Genomic DNA, 22,596 nt, shown 5'->3' with positions numbered 1-22,596 from the left:
CGCCCGGCGCCCCGCGCGCGGCAGCCGGGAGCGCCACCCGGGTGACACCTCTCCGCACCCCCACGGCCCGCCGGTGCCCGCCCCTAGACTCCGCGCCGTGACCACCCGGACGTTCACGCGGCCGTCCCACCTCGGCGAGGACGGCTTGGTGCTCGGGCTCGCCCCCGCCCTGACGCCGCGCGGCGTGGAGCAGGACCCGAGCTTCTGCCACGGCTTCGCCGCGCACCCGCAGGTGCTCGCCCGCGGCCTGGTCACGCTCGCCGACGTCACGGCGACGCGGTACTTCCAGTACGTGCCGACCACCCTCCGGGACCCCGTCCTGACCGCGCACGGCGACCGGCTGCGGGCCGAGTGCTTCTCGGCCTGCAACGGCGTGTACGCCCGGCTCGACCTGCTGCCCGACGCGCTCGACTCGGGCACCGTCGGCCACGGCACCACCAACGTCGACATCGGCACGACGACGCGCGCGGCACTCACCCGCGTGGGCCGCGACAAGCTCCTGCACCTCGACGTCGGGCGCGGCGGTCTGACGATGTCCACCCCGCAGGCCACCGCCGTCGAGCGGCCCGTGGCGATGCCGGACCGGTGGGTGCGCGCGCTGGGGAACGTGGCCGAGATGCACCACGGGCTCCCGCTCGCGTTCACCGTGGGGGCGGCCGGTGCCCGGGCCTTCGTCGCGGCGCTGCCGGCGGCCACCGGGGCGGGCCGCTCCGGGTGGCTCGTCGCCGCGCGCGACGCCGTGCGCGTCTCACCGCGCCCGACCCCCGGCGGCGTGCACGTCGCCGGGCTGCACCGCCTCAACGCGGCGAAGCGCCTGCTGGTGCACGTCACCGGCATGACGGTGCACGGCGCCGCCGAGCCAGGCCCGGCCGTCGTCGAGCTCACGCTGCCGGGGGCCCGCCTCGTGCTGGGCCTCACCGACGAGGCGTGGCGCGGGCACTCCGGGGAGGGCTCGCTGCTGTCCGCGCTCACGGGTGCGACCGTCGCCGAGGACGCGGACCTCGTCGCCGCGCTGCTCGCGTTCGAGCCGGTCGTCGACGTCGCCCGCCTCGCCCGCGACACGGCGCTCGACGAGACCCGGGTGCGGGCCGCGCTGGCCGTCCTGGCGGCCGACGGGCGCATCGGCTGGGACCTGCACGATGCGGCGTGGTTCCACCGCGAGCTGCCCCACGACCCGGCACGCGTCGCGAAGGACAACCCGCGGCTCGTCGGCGCGCGTCGCCTGGTCGCCGACGGGGCGGTGGTGGCCGACGGCGACGGCTGGACCGTGCGCCGGCGCTCGGGCGACGGTCCCCCGTACCGCGTGACCGGGACCGGCACCCGGTGCACCTGCCCCTGGTTCCTGAAGCACGGGACCGGCCGCGGCCCCTGCGCGCACGTCCTGGCCGTACGGATCCGCACGGAGGCGCCGTCATGAGCACGCCCGGGCTCGACGCCGCCGTCGAGGTCTTCCGGGACCTGGGCTGGGCGACGGCGACCCTGGAGGACGTCGAGAACCTGCCGCTCGGCACACCCGAGCAGCGCGCCGCCGCTCGCGCCGGCCTGGCCGCCGGCCCGTGGCGCGAGCACCACCGGTGGGACGACTCGATCCGCGGGTACCGGTGGACGAGCCTGGTCGGCGGCGTCGACGAGCACCTGCTGACCGCGTTCGCGCTGCGTCAAGGGGTCGACGCGCTCCGCGCGGTCGAGCTGCTGGAGAGGTTCCCGCTCCCCGGGCCGCTCGCGGCGCGCCTGCTGGCGCCGCACGGGCCCCGGCTCGCCCGACGCGTCGCCGACCTCGTCGCCCGGCGCCCCTGGACGGTGACCACCCCGCTCTCGGCGGCGGCCGTGAGCCTCGTGGACCTGCACGACCTGCCGGTGCCCGCGTCGCGCGGGTACCTCGAGCACTGGGTGGCGCAGACGTCCTACGCGGTCCCCCCCGAGGGCCGGCAGGCCGCGGCCGGCACCGCCGTGCTCGCACGTGCGACGGTGCTGCGACGCGCCACGGAGCACCTGCGGGCCGCCCGGGAGGCCGGCGTCCCGCCGCTGCCGTCGTTCGGCGGCGTCCTCGCCGCGGTCGTCGAGCAGGGCCTGGTCCCGCGCGACGAGGCGCTCGAGATCGCCGTCGCCGGGCTCGACTCCGCGCAGCGCCCCGGCGACCGCACCGCGTGGACCCGCCTCCTCACCGGTCCGCTCGGCGCGACCGACGGCGAGCTCCTCGACCGCGCCGACGTCCTCGTGCCCGCCCTCGCGCACGGCGACCCGGCCGTCGTCGAGGCCCTGGCACCCCCGCTCGTGGCGGGCGTCCCCGAGGACCTGCTGGCGGACGTGCTGACCGTGGCGCTGCTGGTCCGCAGCCGCAAGGCCCGACGGCTCGTCCTGGCGACCGCGGCGTCCCGCCCGCGGCCCGCCGACCACGTGGTCGAGGCCGTGGCGCCGCTGGTGGCGCCGATGACGACCGCACCGGACCGCCCCCTCGGGCGAGCCGCGACGGCCCTCGTGACCGCGTGGGGCGCGGACGTGGACGTGGACCCCGAGCCGGACGGCGGGCCCGTGGTGGTCGCGCGCTGGCTCCCGACGCCGCCGCTGTGGGACGTCCCCCGGTTCGACGTCGGCCCGGTGACCCCGGACGCCCTCACGGCTGCTGCCGCCGCGCTCACCGGACGCCCCGCCGACGTCGTGGACGTCCACGTCGAGCAGCTCCTCGCGCTGGCCACCGCGGTGGCGTACACCGACCCCGCCGCGGCGCGCACGGCACTGGCGGGCGTCCGACCGTCCGAGGTCGCGGGCCTGCGCTGCGTCCCGGACTGGCTCGCGGGCACGCCGTCCCGACTGCGGGACACGCCTGGCCACCCCGCGACGTCCCACCGCTCCTGGCCGCTGCCCGCGCTCGTCCGCGCGCCCGTCGACGCGCGCGAGGCGGCGGTCGTCGGACGGTGGGGCGAGATCCCGGTGATGCTCTCGATGCCCACGTGGGTGGACCTGCGCATCGACCCGGCCGACCTGGTCGTGCGGCTGCAGGCCTACGCGGACGCCGGCGTGGCGGTCTCCGAGGGCGACCTCCACCTCGCCCTGACCCGCACCGACGTGTCGCTGGCGACCGCGGACGTGCGGTCCGCGCTCGAGCGGCTGGCCGTCCCGGTCCTGCAGCCCGACCAGCCGGCACCGGACCGCGGTCTGCTGGCACGCCTCCGGTCGACGTGGCAAGGGCACTCGGACGGGGCAGCCCGGCTCACCGCGGGCCCGGTCGCCGCGCGGTACCTCACCGACCCTGTCCTCGAGCCCGCGCTGCGCCGGTCCGCGGACGGTCGGCGCTGGGAACCGGGGGCGATCGTCGTGCCGGCCTCGCTCGCCGGGCTGCCCGCACGACTCACGGCCCTCCCGGCCTTCGCGCCTCTCGGCGCCGAGACCCTCCCCACCTGGGGCGACGCCGCGGGCACGTGGATCCGGTCCTCCGAGACCGCCGATGCCGGTCTGCGGCTGCGCCAGGCGGTGCGCCGGGGGACCCCGCTGCCGCCCGGGCTCGCGGCGAACGTGGTCGGCGCGCAGCGGGGCTTCCACCCGGTGGCGGCGCCCGACGGCACGACCGCGGTCCTGGAGGCGTGGGAACGCGGTCTGCTGCGACCGGGGGCGGCCGACGTCCGGCTGCTCGACTGGTCCCTCACGCCGACGGCGCTCGCGTCGTTCGCCCGTGCCTGCGTCGAGCTCGCCGCGGACGGGCTGCTCGCCGTCGTGTGGCCCCTCCTCGACGACGTCCTCGCCGCGTCGCTCACGAGGTCCCGTCTGCCCGCGGGGACGTCCGAGGTCGCGGAGGCCGTGCAGAGCCTGCTCCCGGCGGTGCGTGCCGCCGTCGTGGAGGGCACGGCACCCGCGTCGGCGCTCGAGCTCCCCGGTACGCGTGCCCTCGCGAGGCGCGGTGGGACCTCGCGGGCCGTCGTCGCGGCGTGCGCGGTGACCGCCGAGCTGCCCGAGCGCCGCGACCCGCCGGCGCCGACGACGGCCGCGCTCCCGGCCCCGTCGTTCGACGAGGTCTGGCCCGTGGATGCCGGCACCCGTCCGGCCGTCGTCGACGGCGCCGTGCTCACGGTGCGGGCGCCGGACCACCCGGGTGCGCCGCCCGCTCTGGACGTCGCGCTGCCGGACGGCTCGACGTACCGCGTCCGCAAGACGGCGTTCCACGAGCTCGAGCAGGAGGGCCAGTGCGAGGCCGCGTCCCTGCCGCTGCCGGAGAGCGGTCGCCGGCACGCCGACTCCTGGCTGCGGTGGGACGTCGGCACGGAGCGGATCGTCGTCTCGCCGTACCGCAACTGGCGCGACGGCTCGCACCGGCCGCCGACGGGGCCGGACGTCCCGCCGCTGACGACGTCGATGGTGGCCGTCCTGCTCCTCGGCCTCAGCACCGACAGCCCGTACACCGCGGGCCAGGTCCGGGCCACCCTCGGGTCACGGCTCGTCGGGTCCGCGGCGGTGACGCACGCGGTGCGGGCGCTGCTGCCCTCCGAGCACGTGAACCCGGGACATCTGGTGCGTCCGCTCGACGTCGACGCGGCGACGCTCCCGGTGCTCTGGCCCGTCCTCGTGGAGTCCGTCCGGCACGCGGCGACGTTCGAGGGCTCCCCACCGCGGTGGGTGCATCGTGTCCTGGACGTCGCCCTGCACCGGGCGCCGCTCCTGCGTGAGGCCGTGAGCCGTGGCCTGCTGCCCGCCGACGCCGCCGCGTGGCCGGGTCTGGCGGACCTCGCCGCGTCGGCGCGGTCGGCGACGGTCCGACGCAAGGCGGCTGCGCTCGCGGAGCAGGTGCTGGGCACCTGACCGGCGCCGCGTGACGCGCGGGTCCCCGTGGCCGCCCCGTACGACGAGGGCCCGGTCCTCGTGGACCGGGCCCTCGTGCTGCGGAGACGGTGGGATTTGAACCCACGGAAGGGTTGACCCCTTCACGGCCTTAGCAGGGCCGCGCACTAGACCTGGCTATGCGACGTCTCCAGGACGAGCACACGTTACCGGTCCCTCGTCCTGCGACCAAAGCGAGTACGTGGCGGGCTCGCGCGGCAGACCCGGACGGGTCAGTGCTCGAAGCCCCACTCACGGTCCGTGACCATGCGCGCGACCGCCAGGCCGACCGCGAGCGCGGTGACCACCAGCGCGGCGGAGACGCCGTAGGTCAGTGCCTGCGCGACGTCCCCGTTGCTCAGGTAGTACACGGCCCGGTACGCCGGCACGCCGGGGACCATGATCGTCACGGCCGGCACGTACACGGTGATGCGCGGGATGTTCAGCCGGGGCGCGATCCACGCGGCGAGCAGACCGACGAGGAACGCGGCGACGGCGGCGGCGGCCTGCGGCGGCCAGTCCAGCAGCACGACGGCCTCGACGCGCAGCAGGTTGGGCAGTGCCGCGACGCCCGCCGCGACGAGCGCCATGCGCCACGGGCTGTTGAACATCAGCGCGAAGCCGAGCACGCCGACGAACGACGCGAGCAGCCGCAGCAGGGTCATCAGGGCCGGGTCCAGCGCGAGCTCACGCGGCGGGTCGGGGCTCAGCCCCACGACGATCGACACCGCCCACACCGCGAACGCGGCGGACACGAAGATCATCAGCGCCCACGTCAGCCGGGCGACGCCCGCCGAGAAGTCGAGCTTGGCCAGGTCCAGGGCGCCGGTGACGAGCGGGAACCCGGGCACCAGGAACAGGGCGGCGGCCACGTACCCCGCCTCGTGCACGCCGCCGGTGACCCCCAGCAGGTGCAGGGCCTGGACGAATCCCAGGTACGACAGGCTGGCCAGCGTCGCCGCGAGCATCGTCACGCCGAACTGGTTGAACCCGCGGTGCAGCATGACGCGCCGCAGCCCCTGCCCCAGGCCGGCGCCGACGAACGCCCCGGCGACCTCGACCGCGCCGCCGTTGTTGAGGAACGCGAACGCCGCGCACGCCACGGCCGCCCACAGGGCGTTCAGCACCACCGGGTACAGCGGCGGCTTGGCGGCGATCCGGTCGATCTCGACCGTCAGGTCCTCGACGGTGACGGGTGCCCGCGCCTCGACGCGCTGGGCCAGCAGCTCGAGCTCGGCCAGGCGGTCGGTGTTGACGCCGACCGTGCGGACCTCGGTGACCTCGGTGCGGAACGACCGCCCGCGGTGGGACGTCGTCGTGATCTCGGTGAGCGTGACGTGCGCGTGGTGCCGGTCGATGCCGAGCGCGCCCGCGACGCGCGCCATCGACGCCTTCACGCGGTACGAGCCCGTGCCCGACGCGAGGCTGAGCCGCCCCACGCGCAGCACGGCTCCCGAGCGGCGGATCAGCTCGAGCTCGTCGTCGTCCGGTTCGGTGGGCACGGTGCCATCATCGCCGGACACGCCGCCGGGTGGCAGGACGTCCGCCCCGCAGACGCAGGGCGCCGGGGGCGTAGGCAACGGCGACAGCCGCCGACCTCTCGGGGCGTGCGCGCTCCTGGCAGCCGACGGGACCAGGGCAGGGCGTCGGATCAGGGCAGGGCGTCGGATCAGGGCAGGGCGTCGGATCAGGGGAGGGCGTCGGCCGCGCGCTGCTCCTGGTCGCGGGCACGCTCAGCGGCCTTCGTGGCGCGCTCGAGTTCCCGCGCCGCCGCCCGCACGGCCTTCTCCTGGTCGCGCGCCCGCGTGCGGGCCGCCACGAGCGCCTCGTCGGCACGCGGCAGTGCGGCGCGGGCGTCGGCGAGGCGACGGCGCACGTCCGCGAGGGCCTCGACGAGCTGCTGCTCGGCGGCGTACGCGTCCTGCTGCTCGCGCTCCGCGTCCTCCAGCGTCGCGACCGCCGCCTGCTCCGCGGTGGCGACGTCCTCGTGCCGGGTCCGCGCCCGGTCCAGGTCCGCCTCGGCGGCCTCGCGCGCCGCGACCGCGTGCTCGTGCCGGTGCCGCAGCCGCTCCGCCTCCTGCGCCCGGCGTGCACGCTCCCGCCCCTCGGCCGCGGCCTTGGCCGACGTCGTGGACGACGGACGCGTCCGACCTCCACCCGAGCCGGCGGCGTCGTCGGACGAGGCGGCGGCGTCGTCGGACGTGCCGGGGGCGTCGTCCCCGCGGTCGGCCCGCGCCGCCGATGACGCCGCCGCACCGGGCCGCCCGCCCGCGCGCACCCCGGGACGCGTCCCGGCACCGCGCGTCGCACCGGTGCCCTCGGACCGGGAGCGTGCGGGGCTGGTGCCCGACTCCGGGACCACCCCGGCACGCTCACCCTCGGGGGACGCGTCCGCGGAGCCGAAGCCGACGTGCTCGGTGCCGTGCGTGAGCGTGCCGGCCGCCACCGCGTCGGCCACACGCGGGTCCGCGAGCGCCGCCGTCAGCGTCTGCTCGACCTCCTGCGACGCGGCCGTCGAGAGCTTCTGGCCACCCGCGGCCGCGAGCCGTCGCGCCCGCGCGACCAGGCCGGAGACGAGTGCGCGTCGCTGCTTGCCCAGCTCGCGCAGGGCGGGCCCGTCCAGCGAGCGCTCGGCGTCGCGCATGCCCTCGCCCAGGTCGCGCAGCGCGTCGGCGAGCGACGGGTCGTCCCGGACCAGCAGGTTCACCGCCCACGCGGCGACCGTCGGCTTGCGCAGCGACGCGATCCGCGCGGCGGTGGCCTTGTCCTTGGCCGCCTTCGCCGCGCGGACGGCGGCGTCACGGCGCGCGACGAAGTCGTCGAGCGCCCCGCCGTACAGGTCGTCGACGACGTCGTCCAGGGAGGCCACGCCCCCAGCCTGCCCGGCCGTCCCCGACCGGACCACCGCCACCCCGCCGTGTCACCCGACCGACGGGCCGGACCGGCGCGCGGTCAGTCGCGGTGGCCCGGCTTGCGCGGCGGGTACCAGCGGTTGCCGTAGCGGCGCACGAGCTGCCCGTCGGCGATCTCGGCGAGGTCGTCCAGGCGCTCCAGCACGGCCCGGCCGACCCGGCGGGCGGCGGTGTCGTGGTCGACCTCGAAGCGGACGGTCACGCGCGCCTGCCCCCGCACGACGCCGACGTCGAACGCCTCGACGGTGGCGAGCGCGCGGGCGGCGGCGACCGCCTCGGGCAGCACGTCGGGCGCGGACGTGCCGGGGCGCAGCAGCCCCACGGACGCGGTGATGCGGTAGGACGGCACGTCAGTCCCGCACGAGCAGCCCGGCCGCACGGCGGGCGGCGTCGACCAGGGGCACGCGGTCCAGGGCGTCGACGTCGTCCAGCGGTACCCAGACGGCCTCGTCGGTGGAGCCGTCGACCTCGTGCGCCAGCGCGCCGCCGACGACGTGCGCGCGGTACAGGATGCCCAGGGCGTGCAGGTCGGGCAGGTCCGGGTGGGCCCGCTCCGCCGAGGGGTAGACGACGGACTCGACGCCGGTCAGCCCGTCGACCACGACGTCGTACCCGGTCTCCTCGCGGACCTCCCGGACGACAGCGGCCTCGGGGTGCTCCCCGGGCTCCAGACCGCCCCCGGGCAGGGACCACCCCCGCAGCGCACCCTCCGACCAGTGCACGAGCAGCATCCGCCCCTCGTCGACGACGACGGCGTACGCGGCGACCCGGGTGTCCACGGGCGACGACGCTACCGTCCGCCGCCGACCACCTCACCGGTCCGCCTCGTCCACCGGCAGCAGCGCGGGCCGCGGCACCGGCGGGCCGTACCCCCGCAGGCGGGCGCGCAGGCCGCGGACCAGGAGGGACGGCCGGAACAGGCTCGTCGGCGGCGCGACCAGGTGGTAGACCCGCGACAGACCGGCCTGGGCGACCGTGTCCCCGTGCGCGGCCATGCGGGTGAGTTCCCCGATCCACCGCCCCGCGAGCGCCGACACCGGCGACCGGGGACCGGGCAGCCCGGCCAGCGCCCGGTCCTCGCCGGTCGCGATCCGCCAGGGCACCGCGCCGAGCCGCACGCACTCCCGCAGCAGGCGCGCCGCTCCCCCGGGCGCCGTCAGGTCACCGCGGGCGTCGGCGGCCCGCAGCGCCTGCGCCTCCAGCGCCGCCACGGTGATGCCCTGCCCGTACACCGGGTCGAACGCGCACAGCGCGTCCCCGACCGCGACGAGCCCGTCGGGCCAGCCGCGCACGCGGTCGTACCGGTGCCGGCGGTTGCCGGTCTGGCGGTGCGACGCCACGTCCCCGTCGACGGCACCGGCCGCGGCGACGCGGGCGAGGGCGTCGTCGGGCAGCCCGGCGAGGTAGGCGCGCAGGCCGGGCAGGTCGCGCGGCGGGCGCAGGGCGCCGGCCCCGACGGCCGTGACGGTCCACCAGCCGCCCTCGGCGGGCAGCGCGAGCCCGCCCCCGCGGCCCCGCTGCTGCAGCAGCACCACGCCGGCGGCACCCAGCGCGTCGGCGGGCAGCCGCACGCGGACGGTGGCGTAGCCGACGTGGGCGTCGACCTCCTCGACGCGCGCCGCGGGCAGACCGAGCGCCCGCAGCCACACCGGCAGCCGCGAGGCGCGCCCGGATGCGTCGACGACGAGGTCCGCGGGCCACGCGTGCCGCCCGTCGGCGTCGCCCGGTCCGCCGTCCGGGGTGTCCGCCCAGCCCGCCTCGACGGTGTCCACCCACCACCGCGGCCCGCCCTCCTCGCCCCGGCGCAGCCCCGCCCCGCGCACCGCGGCGACCACCCGCACGCCGGGCAGCGCCGACACCCGGCGGCGCACGAGGTGCTCGACCAGGGGCCGCGACGCGAGCAGCACCTCGAGCTGGCGTGCCCGCGGGGCCCAGCCCGGCGGTCCCCACCACGCCAGGTCACCGGTGTCGACCGCGACGGCGCCGGCAGCCTGCAGCTCGTCCCGGAAGCCGGGCAGCAGGTCCTCGACGGCGGACAGCCCGCGGTGCAGCAGCAGGTGGGGCTGACGACCCTGCGGGACGCCGGGCCGGGGCTGCGGCACGTCGGGCAGCAGGTCGCGGTCCAGCAGGGTGACGGTCCGCCCGTCGCGCGCCAGGGCGGCGGCGGCCAGCAGCCCGGCCATGCCCGCACCGATCACGACGACGTCCTGCACGCGCACCCCCTGCACGGTCCCGGACCATCCTCACCGCCCCCGCGGCCGGGCACCAGCCCCGGGCGGGACACGGTCCGGCACCGGTGCCCGGTGGCCGCCGCCTGCGTCGTGGGGCGCTCGCGCGGCGGCTACCGCACCGGGGCACCCGTTCCGGTCGCCGCCCGGGCCCCCGGCGGTGATGATCTGCAGGACCGCCCCACCCCTCCCGAGGACGCCCGTGCCCCGCATCGTCGCCCCCGTGCAGATCGGCGACGTGACGCCGTGGCTGCCGGACGCACTCCCCACCGACCCCGACGACGCGCTGGCGACCGTGCGCACCTGGCCCGCGGACCTGCGGCCGGGCGCCGGCGCCACCGCCCGCCTGTGGTCCCTGCTCGCGACGCTGGCCGCGCACGACCTCGCCGTCGCCCGTGCGGTCGAGCCGCACCTCGACGCGGTCGCGATCCGCGAGCAGGCCGGGCTCCCGGCCGCCGCCGACCGCACGTGGGGGGTGTTCGCGGCCGAGGGGCCGGGCGCACGGCTGGAGGCGGTGCCCGAGGGCGGGGCCGACCCCGGCGCGCCGCGGCCGGACCGCTGGCGCCTGACGGGGGTCAAGCCCTGGTGCTCGCTGGCGGACCGCCTCGACGCCGCCCTGGTCACCGCGCACCTGCCGGGCGGCGGACGCGGCCTGTTCGCGGTGGACCTGCGGGACGCGGGCGTCTCCCTGGTCGACCAGCCCTGGGCGTCCCGCGGGCTCGCCGAGATCCCGTCGACGCCCGTGGCGTTCGACGACGTCCCGGCGACGCCGGTCGGCGCGCCGGGCTGGTACCTGGAGCGGCCGGGGTTCTGGTGGGGCGGGACCGGCGTCGCGGCGTGCTGGTACGGCGGTGCGGTGGCCCTGGCCCGCACGCTGTGGCGGCGGGCCGCGACGAGCGACGACCGCCTGGTCGCGATGCACCTGGGGGCCGTGGACGTCGCGCTGCAGGACGCCCGCAGGGCGCTCGAGGAGGCGGCCCGCGTCGTGGACGGCGAGGTCGACCGCGTCCCCGGCCCGGTGGTCGCCAAGCGCACGCGGGCCACCGTGGCCCGCACGTGCGAGGACGTCCTGACGCGCGTCGGCCACGCGCTCGGCCCGGCACCCCTCGCGCTGGACGCCGTGCACGCCAAGCGCGTCGCGGACCTGCAGGTCTACGTCCGCCAGCAGCACGCCGAGCGCGACGACGCCTCCCTGGGCGCGACGCTGGCGGGCCGGGACGACGCCCCGTGGTGACGTTCGACGGCCGCGCACCGGGCACCGCGCCGCACGTCTGGGACGAGCCGCTGGCCGCGCTGGCGGCCTGGCCCCTGCCGCGCGAGGGGCGCACCGTGCTGGTCGCGGCGCACCCCGACGACGAGACCCTCACCGCCGGTGGGCTGCTGGCCGAGCTCGCCGCGGTCGGGCGCCCGGCCGACGTCGTCGTCGTCACGGACGGCAGCGGCTCGCACCCCGGCTCCCCGACGCTCGACCCGACCACGCTGGCGCGGCGCCGGGTCGACGAGGTGCGCGCGGCGGTCGAGATCCTGTCGCCGGCGTCCGCCGTGACCCTGCTGGGCCACGTGGACGGGACCCTGCGGGAGGTCCGCGAGCGCGTGACCGGCGACCTGCGCACGCTCCTGACCGCCGGCGCGCCGGTCCGCACGCTCGTCACCACGTGGCGCGGCGACGGCCACCGGGACCACCGTGTCCTCGCGGAGGTCTGCGCCGCGCTCGCCGACGAGCTGGGCTGCACGCTCGTCGAGGCGCCGCTGTGGCTGTGGCACTGGGCGACGCCCGACCACCCCGCCGTGCCGTGGGACGACCTGCGGGTGCTGCCGCTGTCCGACCACGCGGTCCTCCTCAAGCAGCGGGCGGTCGCGGCCCACGAGACGCAGGTGCAGCCGCTGTCCGAGCACCCGGCGGACGCACCGGTGCTGCACCCGCGGTTCCTGCGGACGTTCGACCGGGACGTCGAGCCGTTCGTCGTGCACCGGGCCGCTGCGCACGGCGACGGCACGGTCGAGCGCGCGAGCCTGCCGGCCACGTACTTCGACGCGACCTACGCCCGGCACGCCGACCCGTGGGGCTTCACCGACCGCCCGTACGAGGCGCGCAAGCGTGCGCTGACGCTCGCGGCGCTGCCCGACGCCCGGTACGCGCGCGCCCTGGAGGTCGGGTGCTCGATCGGCGTCCTCACGGCCGAGCTCGCGACCAGGTGCGACGCGCTCACGGGCACCGACGTGACCGACGCCGCCCTGGAGCGCGCCCGCGAGCGCCTGCTCGACGCCCCGCACGTCGACCTCGTGCGCGGCGCGCTGGGCGGGACGGGCGACGACGCGCTGCCCGGCGGGCCGTTCGACCTGGTCGTGCTCTCCGAGGTCGGCTACTACCTGTCGCGGGCCGACCTGACCCGGGCGCTGCCCGACCTGCTGACCCGGCTCGCGGGCGGCGGGACGCTGCTGGCCTGCCACTGGCGGCACCCCGTGGCGGACTACCCGCTGTCCGGGGACGCCGTGCACCGCGCCCTGGCGCGGGCCGCGCAGGACGCGGGGCTGGCGCACCTCGTCGAGCACCGCGAGACCGACCTGCTGCTGGACGTGTGGAGCCACGACCCGCGGTCCGTCGCCGAGCGCACGGGGCTGCGGTGAGCGCCGCACCCGTGACGCACGTGGCCGTCGTCGTACCGGTGCGCGACGAGGAGGTGCTGCTGGGCCGGTGCCTGGCGGCGCTGGGTGCGGCGCGCGACGCGCTGCTGGCCCGGGGCGGCTGCACCGTGGACGTCGTGGTCGTGCTCGACGCCTGCCGGGACGGCAGCGCGGAGGTCGTCGCGCGGCACGTGGGGGCGCGGGTGGCCGCCGGGGCCGACAGCGGTGTGCGGGTCCTGCACCTCGACGCGGGCGACGTGGGCCGCGCCCGCCGCACCGGTGTGGCCGCGGCCCTCGCCGCCGGACCCACCGACCCGGCGGCCACGTGGCTGGCCTGCACCGACGCCGACTCGGTGGTCACCGCGGACTGGCTGGTCCAGCACGTGCGCCTGGCGGACACGGGGGCCGACGTCGTGGTGGGGACGGTGCACCCCGACCCCGCCGACCTCACTCCGGCGCAGTGGGCCGCGTGGCGCGCGACCCACGTGCCCGGCCGGCCCAACGGCCACGTCCACGGCGCCAACCTCGGCGTGCGGGCGTCGGCGTACCTGCGGGCGGGCGGGTTCGTGCCCGCACCGGAGCACGAGGACGTCGACCTGGTGGCGCGGCTGCGCGCGACCGGTGCGCGCGTCGTCGCGTCCGACGCGGTCGACGTGCGCACGTCGGGTCGCGCGGCGGGCCGCACCCCGGGCGGGTACGCGGGCCACCTGCGGGCGACGCTGCTCCGGGTCTGATCCCGGCCCGCTGCCGGCCGGGAGCAGGGCCGGTCGCTCACGACTCCGGCAGGTGCTCCTTCGCGTCGTCGTACGTGGCCTCGCTCGGCAGCGCGGCCGGGGCGTAGACCACCCGCAGCACCCCGCGCGGCAGCGCCACGCAGCGCAGCAGCGCGAACGGCTGGTACGTGCCGGCCGCGGCGAACAGCCGCTCCCCCGTGCGCGCCGCGACGGGGTGGACGAACAGCCGCAGCTCGTCGAGCAGGCCCGCGTCGAGCAGCTGACGGACCACCGAGATCGAGCCGGCGACCAGCACCTTGCCCGTCGCCGCGTCGTCCTTCAGCGCCCGGACGGCGCCGACCACGTCCGCGGTGCGCTCGACGTTGCGCCACCCGAGGTCCTGCTCGCCGCGGGTCGCGACGAGCTTGCGCACGTCACCGAGGTCCTTGGCGAACGCCGCGTCCTCACCCCCGGCCGCCTCCCGGTCCGGCCACGCCCCGGCGAACGAGTCGTACGTGACACGGCCCAGGACCAGCACGTCGACGTCCTCGTAGTCCTCCCCGACGGCTGCGCCCATCTGCTCGTCGAAGTACGGGAAGTGCCACTCGGGGTCGATCTCCGCCACCCCGTCGAGCGAGATGAACAGGGTCGAGACGACGGTCGCCATGGGGGTACCTCCGGTCGGGTGCGGTCCCGGGTCTGACCGCCGCGACGGCCCGGACTCATCGGGGTCGGGCGTGCGGGTGCGGCCGCGTCGGGTCCCGGTCAGTCGTCGATGTCGAGCACGTCGCCGGGCACGGCACGGCGCGCGTCGAGCCCTCGGTCCGCCAGGAGCGCGTCGACGACGGCCCCCGACGCCCCCACCGCGACCTCGCGCGTGTAGATCGGCACGCCGACGAACCAGGACCGGTCCTCGGGCCAGATCAGCGACGGTGCGTCACCGGGCAGGTCCCGCAGCGCGAGTGCGGCGCGCAGCGGTCCCGTCCACAGGTGGTAGGCCCGGTGGGGCAGGTCCAGCGGCTCGGCGGCGGGGCGCTCGAGGCGGCGTGCGGCCATCGCCTCCTCCCCCTCGGCCCGCGCACGGGCGATCTCGGCGGCGTCCGGTACGGGACCGGCCGGGTCCCACCCGATGCCGACGCCCATGCCGGGCGCGTGGCGGGGGTCGGCGCCGTGGTCGAACAGGAAGCCGAATCCCTCCCACAGCCCGCAGTGCACGGGCTGGTCCCCGGTGGCCGGCGCGAGCGCGTCGAGCAGCCGTGCCAGCGCCACGTACCCGTCGACCGGCTCGTCGTCGTGCTCCGCACCCTGGGGGAACAGCGGCACCACCGCGTACGCCTCGTACCCGAGCGGCACCGCGTCCCCCACGCTCGCGCCGAGCTCGCCGAGCAGGGGCGCGATCCACTCCCCGGCGCCCGGCCCGTCGTCCCAGCGTGCACCGGCGCGACGCAGCACCTCCGACCCGGACATGCGCGCGACCGTACCGACCCGCGCCGGTCGCCCCCCAGCGGCGCGCCGCCCGTAGCCTGACCGCGTGACCAACCTGGACCCGCACCCCGACGAGCAGGTGTGCGCCGCCGGCCCGGCCGCCGACGTGGAGCTCGTCGAGCCCCGCGACGTGCCGCTGGGCGGCCCGCGGGCGATGACGGTGCGCCGCACGCTGCCGTCGCGGGCGCGCTCGCTGGTCGGCCCGTTCTGCTTCGCGGACCACTACGGGCCCGACGACGTCGCGGCGACCGGCGGCATGGACGTGCCCCCGCACCCGCACACCGGGCTGCAGACCGTCACGTGGCTGTTCGAGGGTGCCGTGCTGCACCGTGACGCGCTGGGCTCGGAGCAGGTGGTCGAGCCCGGGCAGCTCAACCTCATGACGGCCGGGCGCGGCATCTGCCACAGCGAGGAGGCGACGCCCGCGCTGTTCCCGGACCGCCCCGTGCTGCACGGCGTGCAGCTGTGGACGGCCCTGCCGGAGTCCGCACGGCACGGTGAGCGCGCGTTCGACCACGTCGCCGACGTCCCGACGTTCACGCTCGACGGTGCCGTCGTCCGGGTGTTCATGGGCGCACTGGGTGGCGTCGCGTCGCCGGCGCGCGCCCACACCCCGCTGGTCGCCGCACAGGTCGACCTGCCCGCCGGCGCCCGCGTGACGCTCCCGGTCGACGCGTCGTTCGAGCACGGTGTCCTGGTCGACACCGGGGACCTCCGCTTCGAGGGGCACGACGTGGCGCCGTCGTGGTTGGCCTACGCCCCGCCCGGCCGGGACGTGCTCGCGCTGGAGGCCGGCGACACCCCGGTGCGCGCCGTGCTCATCGGTGGCACGCCGTTCACCGAGCCGGTGCTCATGTGGTGGAACTTCGTCGGGCGCACGCACGACGAGGTCGTCGAGGCCCGCGCGCAGTGGCAGGCCGCGATCGCCGGGGGCACCGACGGGCTCGGCCGGTTCGGCGAGGTGCAGGGCTACGACGGGCCGGCGCTGCCCGCACCCGAGCTGCCGAACGTCCGGCTGCAGGCCCGCGAGCGCTGAGCGGCGCCGCCCGCGCGACGGGAGCCGAACGCCGGTCCCGACCGTCGGACCCCGTGTGCCACGATCGTGGCCGTGGAGCTCCCTGTCGTCTGGTCTGTGGTCCTGCTCGTGGCCGGGGTGTGGAACCTCGTCGTGTGGCCCCGGTTCTGGCAGCGCGTGTCCGCCGACCCGCGGGCGCGCGACGCCGACGGCCGCGTCACCCGCTTCTTCACGGTCCACCTGGTGCTCGTCGCCGTGTCGCTGGCGCTGGGCACCGCGGTCGGGGTGCTGGGGCTGATCACGCTGCTGTGAGTCAGCGCGCGCGCAGCGTCGCCACGACCTCCCGCGGCGCCTCCTCGGCCAGGAAGTGCCCGGCACGGGTGGTGCGCTGGCGCCGGCCCGCGGCGAGCGTGCAGCCGGCAGCGGCGTCGTCGACCTCGGCCCGGTCGAGGACCTCCTGCGTGCCTGACCCCCGGCTCCCGCTCCTGCGGGCGGAGCCGTCGGGGACCGGCCTGTCGACGCGGAGCCGCCCTGCAGCCACAGCCGCGGCCGCCGGGCTCAGCCCACCCGCACCAGCTGCGCCGACAGGTACCGCGTCGCGCCCGTGGCGAAGCGCTCGTGCGGGCCCGTCCCGTCGAGGGCCGCGAACGGACGGAACGCCCGCTGCGCGACGCGCGGGATCCACGTCCGCACCAGCTCCGCGCGCCGCGCACCGTCCAGACCGAGCGCGTGCACGACCTCGGCGGTGACGTCGTCCTCACGGACCGGGACGAGCCCGCTCGAGCGCAGCTGCGCCCGGGTCGTCGCGACCTCGGCAGCGGGGCGGAAGTCGGCCCAGGCGAACGTGCCGCCCGGGCGCAGCACCCGGTGCACCTCGGCGACGAACCTCTCGGTCGAGGGGTAGCAGTGCGACGACTCGACGTTGAGGACGACGTCGAACGACGCGTCGGCGAACGGCAGCGCGAGCGCGTCCCCCTGCACGAACCGCAGCCCCGGGCCGCGGCGCTGCCGCCGGCTGAGCCGCACCGCGGACGCGGCCAGGTCGACACCGGTCGTCGTCGCGGGCGCCAGCGCGCGGGCGACCCACGACGTTCCCCCGCCGCGCCCGGACCCGATCTCCAGGACGTCGGCACCGGCGACGGCGACGCCGTCGAGGACGTGCGCGTAGAGCTGGACGCCGTAGCGGTCGGGCTCGTCGGCCGGGTCGAGCGCGAGCGGCGCCACGGTGGGGTCGAGCGGTGCGAACCCGTAGTTCATGAACGTCCACGCCGGCTGCCGCACGCGCGCGCCGAGCAGCTCGTAGCACGCGCGCCACGCGAGCTGTCGCAGTCCCATCCGGTGACCGTAGCGGTCGGACGGCGCGGCCGGTCGGCCCGTCAGGTCGTCGCGGGCGGACGCCTCGGCCACAGCCCCCGGGTCCCGCTGACCGCCCACACCAGCGCCCCGGCCCCGAGCAGACCGATCAGCAGCCCGACCACGTGCAGCACGAGCGACCCGAGCCCCCGCTCGGGCAGCAGGAACCCGTACGGCACCCAGCCGTCGGTGCGGCGGCGGGTCAGCACGACGCCCAGCCAGAGCACGGGGTACGGCAGCACGAGCCACAGCCGGTGCCACGGCAGCGACGGGCGGTCGGCCACGACCAGCCAGTCGAGCACGACGAGGCACGGGAACACGACGTGCAGGACGGCGGTCACCCACGGCGACGCCCCGCCCGCACCCGGTGCGAGCACGTTGGACACCAGCGCGACGACCAGCAGGCACGCCGTCGCCACGGCGCGGGCGACCGTCAGCCACGCCGGGACGCGCCGGCCGGTGAGCGCGAGGGCGCCCGTCGCGACCAGGAGCACGCCGGTGGCCAGGCTCGTCAGGTTGGTGAAGTACCCGAGGAAGTCGACGAGCGCCCCGCGCCCGGCCGCCCGCTGCTCGGCGTAGGACGCGGCGAGCACCCCGAGCACCGCGGACCCCACGACGACGCGGACGCTCGCCACGGTGCGGGACGTCGTCCCGCACCCGGTGTCGCGCACCTCAGCCACGCACCCGCTCGAAGTACCACGACAGCAGCAGCCCCACCGCGACGGCTCCCCCGCCGAACGCCGCGGCTCCCCGGCCGTCCGCCAGGGTGCCCCTGGCGAGGAGCACGGCGCCGCCGGCGTTGACGGCGCTCCACACCACGTTGACGGGCGCCGGGGAGTCGCCCCGCCCGGGCGGTCGCGCGAACGGCGACGTGAACCGCCGGCCCGACAACCCGGCGACGCCGTGCGGGACGGCGTTGACCGCGAGCGCGCCGGCGGCGAACGCGCGGGCGAGCCGCGCGGGGGTGGCGGTCCTGGGGGTCATGCCAGGAGTCTGCCGCGGGTCGGGTGCCGGCGGCGAGCGGTCCGGACACCGGTCCGTGGCACCGGGAGCGAGGTCCCTCCGCCGCAGCCGGGCCGCAGGCTCCGCGCCGATCCGGTCTCCCGGACCCCCGGTAGCATCGCCCCATGGCCGAGCGCGTGACCATCGGCGATCTCGCGCAGCGCCTGGGACTGTCCAAGGCGTCGGTCTCGTACGCGCTCAACGGGCGGCCCGGCGTGAGCGCGGAGACGCGGGCGCGGGTGCTGGCGCTGGCCCGCGAGCTGCAGTGGTACCCCAGCTCGTCGGCGCGGACGCTGTCGGGGGCGCGCACCGGCGTCGTCGGCCTCGTGCTGTCGCGGGACCCCGACCTGCTGGGCACCGAGCCGTACTACATGCTCGTGCTGTCGGGCATCGAGTCGGCGCTGATCGAGGCGGAGTACGGGCTGCTGCTGCGCATGGTCGGCACGGAGCCCGGCCGTGACCTGGCCGTGTACGAGCGGTGGGCGGGTGAGCGGCGGGTCGACGGCGTCATGATCTTCGACCAGCGGCGCGACGACCCGCGCATCCCCCTGGTGCGGCACCTGGGCCTGCCGGCGGTGCTCAACGGCGCCGCGGAGCCGGGTGCCGCGCTGCCCGCCGTCGTGCCCGACGAGCACGGGGACGCGGACCGGGTCGTCGAGCACCTGCGCGACCTGGGCCACCGGCGGATCGTGCACCTGGCGGGCCCGTCGGGCCTGCTGCACGAGCAGCGGCGTGACCAGCTGATGCGCGCGGCGGCGGACCGCGCCGGCATGGCCGTCGAGACGGTCGAGGGCGACTACACGATGGGGACGGCGGAGCGGCTGACGACCGAGCGGCTGCGGCACGGGCCGGGGACCACCGCGTGGGTCGCGTCGAACGACGTCATGGCACTGGGCGTGGTCCGGGCCGCCGCCCGCGAGGGGGTCGACGTGCCCGGCCGGCTGTCGGTGGTGAGCTGGGACGACTCGCTGCTGTGCGAGATCGGGGCGCCGCCGGTCACGGCGCTGGACCGCCACCCGCGGGACTTCGGGCGCCGCTGCGCGCAGGCGCTGCTCGCGGTGATCGCCGGCACCCCCGACGGGGACACCGGGCCGCGCCCGAGCGAGCTGCGGGTGCGCGCGAGCACGGGACCCGCCCCCGCCTGACCGGTCCTGCCCATCGCCGCGCCGGCACCCCGCGAGTGGACGGCGCCGCTGACTCCTGTCACGAATCCGTCACGAAGGGTTCCCGTTCGGCCTAACGGCGGATACGTTGTCCCCGCGAACTGAACCGGTTAGGCAGTACCCGGCACTCGACAAGGGAGTCCCCGTGAAGCTTCGCCACCTCGCCGCAGCGTCCGTCCCCGTCCTGCTCCTCGCGGCATGCTCCGGCGGGGGCGGCGACGACTCCGCCTCCGGTGACGGCGACGTCACGCTCACCTACTGGGCGAGCAACCAGGGCACGAGCCTGGACAACGACAAGGAGGTCCTCACGCCCGTCCTCGAGCAGTTCACCGAGGACACCGGGATCGGCGTGGACCTGGAGGTCATCGGCTGGAGCGATTTGCAGACGCGGATCCAGACGGCCGTCACCTCCGGCCAGGCGCCCGACGTCGTCAACATCGGCAACACCTGGGCCGTGTCGCTGCAGGCCACGGGCGCGTTCCTGCCGCTCGACGACGCCGCGATGGACGCCATCGGCGGGTCGGACAAGTTCGTCGAGACCGCGCTGGAGACCGGCGGCGCCCCGGACACCGACCCCACCTCCGTGCCGCTGTACGGGCTGGCGTACGGGCTCTACTACAACAAGGCGATGTTCGAGGAGGCCGGCCTGCAGCCCCCGACGACGTGGGAGGAGATGGTCTCGGCCGCCCAGTCGCTCACCGACCCGGCCACCGGGGTCTACGGCATGGCGCTCGCCGCCGGCAGCTACACCGAGAACAACCACTTCGCGTTCATCAACGCCACGCAGAACGGCGCCGAGCTGTTCGACGCCGACGGCAACCCGACGTTCACCGAGGACGGGGTGGTCGACGGCATCGTGCGCTACCTCGACCTCATGCAGGCGGACGACGTGGTCAACCCGGCCAACGCGCAGTACGACAACGCATCGCTCGCCGTGGCGGACTTCGCCACCGGCAAGGCCGCGATGATCCTCAACCAGAACAACGCCAACGCGACGATCGAGGCCAACGGCATGGCGTCCGACGCGTACGGCGTGGTGCCCTTCCCCGCCCCGGCGGACGCGGAGAGCGACGTGGCCAGCCACGTCGCCGGCATCAACATCTCGGTCTTCGGCAACACCGAGCACCCCGACGAGGCCCTGCAGCTCGTCGAGTACATGACCAGCGAGGACGTGCAGACGACCCTCGGCAAGCCGTTCTCCTCGCTGCCCGTGCTGAAGGACGCGAAGGCCGCCTTCACCGACGACCCCGAGCTGGCCGAGACGTTCACGCAGATCTACAACGAGCGCTCCGCCCCGCTGCCCCTGGTGCCGGCGGAGGACCAGTTCGAGACGACCGTCGGGCAGGCGATGAACCGCATGTTCGCCACGATCGCCACCGGCGGCACGGTCACCGAGGACGACGTGCGCGAGGCCATGCAGACCGCCCAGGACCAGGTCCAGGCGTCGGTCGGCTGACGGCAGCGACACCCCGCGAGGAGGACGCCGTGGCCACGACCACGTCCACCGCCCCGCCGGTGCCCGCGGCGCGCACCGCGCCCGGCCGTCGCCGCCGCAGGAGCGGCTGGTGGCTGCCGTACGCGCTGCTGGTACCGGCGGTGCTGCTCGAGGTGGTCATCCACCTGGTGCCCATGCTCACGGGCATCTGGATCAGCTTCACGCAGCTCACGCGGTTCTTCATCCGCGACTGGACGTCGGCCCCGTTCGTGGGGCTGCGCAACTACCAGGTCGCCCTGGACTTCGACGGTGCGGTGGGCCGCGCGCTGCTCAGCTCCTTCGCGATCACGTGCGCGTACACCGTGCTCGTGGTGGGCACCGCGTGGGTCCTGGGCATGGCCGCCGCCGTGGCGCTGCAGCGGCCGTTCCGCGGCCGGTCACTGTTCCGCACCCTGTTCCTCGTGCCCTACGCCCTGCCCGTGTACGCGGGCATCGTCACGTGGAACTTCATGCTCCAGCGGGACACCGGGGTCATCAACCAGCTGCTGGTCGAGGACCTCGGGGTGCTGGACGAGCGGCCGTTCTGGCTCATCGGCGGGCACGCGTTCGCGTCGATCGTCATCGTCGCGACCTGGCGGCTGTGGCCGTTCGCGTTCCTCATGCTCACCGCGGGCCTGCAGTCGGTCCCCGACGACCTGTACGAGGCCGCGGCGATGGACGGGGCGCACGCGTTCCGGTCCTGGTGGTCCATCACGCTGCCGATGCTGCGCCCGGTGAACCTGGTGCTGGTGCTGGTGATGTTCCTGTGGGTGTTCAACGACTTCAACACCCCGTACGTGCTGTTCGGGACGTCGCAACCACCCGCGGGCGACCTCATCTCGTTCCACATCTACAACGCCTCGTTCCTCACGTGGAACTTCGGCGCCGGTGCGGCGATGTCGGTGCTGCTGCTGCTCTTCCTGCTGCTCGTCACCGGCATCTACCTGATCGCCCTGAACCGGAGGTCGCGCCGTGCATGAGACCCGGGCGTTCAGGACGTTCCGCACGGTCGTGGTCGTCGTGCTCGCGGCGGTCACGGCCCTGCCGCTCTACGTCATGATCACGTCGTCGCTCAAACCGCTGCAGGACGTGCGCGGGGCGTTCTCGTGGTGGCCCACCACCCTGACGTTCCAGCCGTTCATCGACATGTGGACCACGGTGCCGCTGGCCCGGTACTTCGTGAACAGCCTCATCGTGTCGAGCGCCGCCACGCTGGCGAGCCTCGCGATCGCGGTCTTCGCGTCCTACGCGGTGTCCCGGTACCGGTTCCGCGGCCGGACGGCGTTCACCACCACCGTGCTGTCGACGCAGATGTTCCCCGGTGTGCTGTTCCTGCTGCCGCTGTTCATCATCTTCGTCAACATCGAGCAGCAGACGGGCTTCCAGTTCGTCGGCACCCGCATCGGGCTGATCATCACGTACCTGACGTTCTCGCTGCCGTTCTCCATCTGGATGCTCTCGGGGTACCTCGACAACATTCCGCAGGAGCTGGACGAGGCCGCACGCGTGGACGGCTGCTCCCCCATCGGCGCGCTGTTCCGGGTCGTCCTGCCGGCGGCGCGGCCGGGGGTGATCGCGGTGGCGATCTACGCGTTCATGACGGCGTGGGGCGAGGTGCTGTTCGCCTCCGTCATGACCACCGAGGCGAACCGCACGCTCGCCGTCGGCATCCGGCAGTACTCGACGCAGACCAACGTCTACTGGAACGAGATCATGGCGGCCTCGCTCGTCGTGTCCATCCCGGTCGTCATCGGGTTCCTGCTGCTGCAGCGGCAGTTCGTCGCCGGGCTGACCGCGGGGGCGGTGAAGTGATCGGC

At 76.4% G+C, this 22,596-nt stretch carries 22 protein-coding genes and 1 tRNA gene; 11 read left to right on the top strand and 12 right to left on the bottom strand.

The genetic code is table 11. The annotated features are described in order from the left end of the window. The first annotated feature begins 97 nt into the window (after window positions 1-97). On the top strand, window positions 98-1,417 hold the full coding sequence (locus BMZ16_RS10670) for an SWIM zinc finger family protein (protein WP_089800322.1): 1,320 nt from the start codon (window positions 98-100) through the stop codon (window positions 1,415-1,417). Further along, window positions 1,414-4,791 carry a DUF7824 domain-containing protein gene (locus tag BMZ16_RS10665; RefSeq protein WP_089800320.1) on the top strand — a complete coding sequence of 1,126 codons (3,378 nt, stop codon included), beginning with the start codon at window positions 1,414-1,416 and terminating at the stop codon, window positions 4,789-4,791. Before BMZ16_RS10670 ends, BMZ16_RS10665 begins: the two co-directional genes overlap by 4 nt. An 81-nt stretch (window positions 4,792-4,872) precedes the next feature. On the opposite strand, the gene BMZ16_RS10660 is transcribed toward BMZ16_RS10665, so the two are convergent. The 6 genes from BMZ16_RS10660 to BMZ16_RS10635 all read right to left on the bottom strand — a co-directional run bounded on the left by BMZ16_RS10660 (window position 4,873) and on the right by BMZ16_RS10635 (window position 9,949). Next, window positions 4,873-4,962 (bottom strand) — tRNA-Ser (locus BMZ16_RS10660). A gap of 80 nt (window positions 4,963-5,042) precedes the next feature. Then, a complete protein-coding gene (locus BMZ16_RS10655) occupies window positions 5,043-6,311 on the bottom strand; it encodes a threonine/serine exporter family protein (RefSeq protein WP_089800318.1) in 1,269 nt (422 codons plus the stop codon). A 185-nt stretch (window positions 6,312-6,496) separates the two neighbouring features. Continuing rightward, entirely contained in the window at window positions 6,497-7,678 is a 1,182-nt protein-coding gene (locus BMZ16_RS10650; RefSeq protein ID WP_089800316.1) for a hypothetical protein, read from the bottom strand. Between the two features lie 83 nt (window positions 7,679-7,761). Next, window positions 7,762-8,070 (bottom strand): hypothetical protein, encoded by a 309-nt coding sequence (locus BMZ16_RS10645; protein WP_089800314.1) that lies wholly within the window; start codon window positions 8,068-8,070, stop codon window positions 7,762-7,764. Window position 8,071: 1 nt separating this feature from the next. Beyond that, window positions 8,072-8,500 carry an NUDIX hydrolase gene (locus BMZ16_RS10640; protein ID WP_089800312.1) on the bottom strand — a complete coding sequence of 143 codons (429 nt, stop codon included), beginning with the start codon at window positions 8,498-8,500 and terminating at the stop codon, window positions 8,072-8,074. Window positions 8,501-8,533: 33 nt separating this feature from the next. Continuing rightward, a complete protein-coding gene (locus BMZ16_RS10635; protein WP_089800310.1) occupies window positions 8,534-9,949 on the bottom strand; it encodes an NAD(P)/FAD-dependent oxidoreductase in 1,416 nt (471 codons plus the stop codon). Window positions 9,950-10,151: 202 nt separating this feature from the next. Between BMZ16_RS10635 and BMZ16_RS10630 the strand changes: the two genes are divergently transcribed. The 3 genes from BMZ16_RS10630 to BMZ16_RS10620 are packed head-to-tail and all read left to right on the top strand — an operon-like array spanning window position 10,152 to window position 13,308. Then, entirely contained in the window at window positions 10,152-11,183 is a 1,032-nt protein-coding gene (locus BMZ16_RS10630; RefSeq protein WP_255366564.1) for an acyl-CoA dehydrogenase family protein, read from the top strand. Next, window positions 11,177-12,577: a bifunctional PIG-L family deacetylase/class I SAM-dependent methyltransferase gene (locus tag BMZ16_RS10625; protein WP_089800306.1), complete on the top strand. Its 1,401-nt coding sequence runs from the start codon at window positions 11,177-11,179 to the stop codon at window positions 12,575-12,577. Before BMZ16_RS10630 ends, BMZ16_RS10625 begins: the two co-directional genes overlap by 7 nt. Further along, window positions 12,574-13,308, top strand: coding sequence for a glycosyltransferase family 2 protein (locus tag BMZ16_RS10620; RefSeq protein ID WP_255366563.1), 735 nt, complete (start codon window positions 12,574-12,576; stop codon window positions 13,306-13,308). Before BMZ16_RS10625 ends, BMZ16_RS10620 begins: the two co-directional genes overlap by 4 nt. A gap of 37 nt (window positions 13,309-13,345) precedes the next feature. On the opposite strand, the gene BMZ16_RS10615 is transcribed toward BMZ16_RS10620, so the two are convergent. Both BMZ16_RS10615 and BMZ16_RS10610 read right to left on the bottom strand, forming a co-directional pair. Beyond that, window positions 13,346-13,954, bottom strand: a complete 609-nt coding sequence (locus tag BMZ16_RS10615) for a dihydrofolate reductase family protein (protein WP_089800304.1) — start codon at window positions 13,952-13,954, stop codon at window positions 13,346-13,348. Window positions 13,955-14,052: 98 nt separating this feature from the next. Beyond that, complete coding sequence (locus tag BMZ16_RS10610) at window positions 14,053-14,754, bottom strand: hypothetical protein (protein WP_089800302.1); 702 nt, start codon at window positions 14,752-14,754, stop codon at window positions 14,053-14,055. Window positions 14,755-14,818: 64 nt separating this feature from the next. Between BMZ16_RS10610 and BMZ16_RS10605 the strand changes: the two genes are divergently transcribed. Continuing rightward, complete coding sequence (locus tag BMZ16_RS10605) at window positions 14,819-15,808, top strand: pirin family protein (RefSeq protein WP_089800300.1); 990 nt, start codon at window positions 14,819-14,821, stop codon at window positions 15,806-15,808. Window positions 15,809-15,880: 72 nt separating this feature from the next. After that, complete coding sequence (locus tag BMZ16_RS10600; RefSeq protein ID WP_089801012.1) at window positions 15,881-16,099, top strand: SCO4848 family membrane protein; 219 nt, start codon at window positions 15,881-15,883, stop codon at window positions 16,097-16,099. Window position 16,100: 1 nt separating this feature from the next. Here BMZ16_RS10600 and BMZ16_RS10595 read toward each other — a convergent pair whose 3' ends face one another. Genes BMZ16_RS10595 through BMZ16_RS10580 form a run of 4 tightly spaced genes read right to left on the bottom strand, consistent with a single transcriptional unit; the run spans window position 16,101 to window position 18,124 of the window. Beyond that, entirely contained in the window at window positions 16,101-16,328 is a 228-nt protein-coding gene (locus BMZ16_RS10595; protein WP_089800298.1) for a hypothetical protein, read from the bottom strand. A gap of 17 nt (window positions 16,329-16,345) precedes the next feature. Then, on the bottom strand, window positions 16,346-17,122 hold the full coding sequence (locus BMZ16_RS10590; protein WP_089801010.1) for a class I SAM-dependent methyltransferase: 777 nt from the start codon (window positions 17,120-17,122) through the stop codon (window positions 16,346-16,348). 41 nt (window positions 17,123-17,163) lie between these two features. After that, complete coding sequence (locus BMZ16_RS10585) at window positions 17,164-17,820, bottom strand: Pr6Pr family membrane protein (RefSeq protein ID WP_089800296.1); 657 nt, start codon at window positions 17,818-17,820, stop codon at window positions 17,164-17,166. Next, entirely contained in the window at window positions 17,813-18,124 is a 312-nt protein-coding gene (locus BMZ16_RS10580; protein WP_089800293.1) for a hypothetical protein, read from the bottom strand. The genes BMZ16_RS10585 and BMZ16_RS10580 overlap by 8 nt, the downstream gene beginning before the upstream one ends. A gap of 143 nt (window positions 18,125-18,267) precedes the next feature. Here BMZ16_RS10580 and BMZ16_RS10575 point away from each other — a divergent pair, with 143 nt between their 5' ends. From BMZ16_RS10575 to BMZ16_RS10560, 4 genes are all read left to right on the top strand, one after another. Then, the gene (locus tag BMZ16_RS10575) at window positions 18,268-19,287 is read left to right on the top strand and encodes a LacI family DNA-binding transcriptional regulator (protein WP_089800291.1); all 1,020 of its coding nucleotides are present in this window, start codon (window positions 18,268-18,270) and stop codon (window positions 19,285-19,287) included. Window positions 19,288-19,450: 163 nt separating this feature from the next. After that, the gene (locus tag BMZ16_RS10570) at window positions 19,451-20,761 is read left to right on the top strand and encodes an ABC transporter substrate-binding protein (RefSeq protein ID WP_089800288.1); all 1,311 of its coding nucleotides are present in this window, start codon (window positions 19,451-19,453) and stop codon (window positions 20,759-20,761) included. A gap of 29 nt (window positions 20,762-20,790) precedes the next feature. Then, window positions 20,791-21,759, top strand: coding sequence for a carbohydrate ABC transporter permease (locus BMZ16_RS10565; protein WP_089800287.1), 969 nt, complete (start codon window positions 20,791-20,793; stop codon window positions 21,757-21,759). Then, on the top strand, window positions 21,752-22,591 hold the full coding sequence (locus tag BMZ16_RS10560; RefSeq protein ID WP_089800285.1) for a carbohydrate ABC transporter permease: 840 nt from the start codon (window positions 21,752-21,754) through the stop codon (window positions 22,589-22,591). The genes BMZ16_RS10565 and BMZ16_RS10560 overlap by 8 nt, the downstream gene beginning before the upstream one ends. Window positions 22,592-22,596: the final 5 nt, after the last annotated feature.

Origin of the sequence: Cellulomonas sp. KH9 (assembly GCF_900114185.1) — a bacterium.
Lineage (GTDB): Bacteria > Actinomycetota > Actinomycetes > Actinomycetales > Cellulomonadaceae > Cellulomonas.
This window is presented reverse-complemented; position numbering and strand designations above follow the sequence as displayed.

Coding starts and splice junctions, on each gene's coding strand:
- BMZ16_RS10590 (WP_089801010.1), bottom strand. CDS start 17,122: ATGGGACTGCGACAGCTCGCGTGGCGCGCGTGCTACGAGCTGCTCGGC.
- BMZ16_RS10580 (WP_089800293.1), bottom strand. CDS start 18,124: ATGACCCCCAGGACCGCCACCCCCGCGCGGCTCGCCCGCGCGTTCGCC.
- BMZ16_RS10610 (WP_089800302.1), bottom strand. CDS start 14,754: ATGTCCGGGTCGGAGGTGCTGCGTCGCGCCGGTGCACGCTGGGACGAC.
- BMZ16_RS10665 (WP_089800320.1), top strand. CDS start 1,414: ATGAGCACGCCCGGGCTCGACGCCGCCGTCGAGGTCTTCCGGGACCTG.
- BMZ16_RS10575 (WP_089800291.1), top strand. CDS start 18,268: ATGGCCGAGCGCGTGACCATCGGCGATCTCGCGCAGCGCCTGGGACTG.
- BMZ16_RS10615 (WP_089800304.1), bottom strand. CDS start 13,954: ATGGCGACCGTCGTCTCGACCCTGTTCATCTCGCTCGACGGGGTGGCG.